The organism is Treponema sp. R6D11 (genome assembly GCF_054786075.1).
Genome location: NZ_BDHD01000433.1, coordinates 1 through 1,044 on the forward strand (window position 1 = coordinate 1; position 1,044 = coordinate 1,044).

A 1,044-nucleotide genomic window follows, 5' to 3' on the forward strand; every position below is an offset into this window, starting at 1 on the left:
GTTTATGGAATTCTTAACCGGCCTTAACCGCGACATGGGAATATCTTTGATTCTCATCACCCACGACATGCACCTTATGCTTGAATACACGACAAGGGCGGTTGTTCTTTCGGACGGCTTATGCGTCGCCGACATGGAGCCTTCTCAAGTCCTTACCGATGACGATGTTATAAAGAAGGCGAACCTTAAACGCACAAGCCTGTACGATCTAGCGCTGAACGCCGGCCTTCCCGATCCGCGCGGTTTTACGGCGCGTTACATAGCATTTGACCGCGAAACGCGCGGGAAGCGGAGCGGAACATGACAAACCGAAGAATGTTATCGTTTATTGACAACGACACCCCCCTCCATTCCCTGTGCGGCGCCACAAAGCTGATTATCTTTTTATTTTGGTCGGTTCTTGTTATGGTTACTTTCAAAACTTACATTCTTGTTGCAATGGCTGTTCTTGGCATCGTTTTCTTTTCGGTATCAAAAATCCGTTTTTCTGATATTTCATTTATTATAAAACTAATTATTCTGTTTATGGTTTTAAATCTCGCCGCGATATATGTTTTTTCCCCCGAAGAAGGCGTAAAAATTTACAACACGAGGAACGTTATTTGGGAAGGACACGGTCGCTTTACCCTTACCGCGGAACAGCTTTTATATGAAATCAACATATTGTTAAAGTATATTTCGCTAGCCCCCCCCGTCATGATGCTGATTGTTACCACCCACCCAAGCGAATTTGCCGCCTCATTAAACCGAATCGGAGTTCCCTACACCGCGGCCTACGCCGTAAGCCTGACCCTGCGCTACATCCCCGACGTACAGCGCGATTTTGAGGCGATATCCCAGTCCCAACAGGCGCGCGGCCTTGAACTTTCCCGCAAGGCGTCGTGGATAAAGCGCCTAAAAAGAATAACGCCCCTGCTCTTCCCTCTCGTCTTTTCTTCTCTTGACCGCATCGATGTTATAAGCCGCGCAATGGAACTCCGTAGGTTCGGCAAAAACAAAAAACGCACTTGGTACTCCGCACGTCCTTTCAGCAGAGCGGACAAG

Annotated in this window: 1 protein-coding gene and 1 pseudogene; both read left to right on the forward strand. The window is 47.9% G+C overall.

Annotated elements, in window-relative coordinates:
* Positions 1–304, forward strand: a pseudogene (locus ACYVTD_RS13740) (heme ABC transporter ATP-binding protein); the annotation flags it as partial.
* On the forward strand, positions 301–1,044 hold a 744-nt coding region (locus ACYVTD_RS13745; RefSeq protein WP_461248295.1), incomplete at its 3' end, for an energy-coupling factor transporter transmembrane component T family protein. The pseudogene ACYVTD_RS13740 and the gene ACYVTD_RS13745, both read left to right, overlap by 4 nt.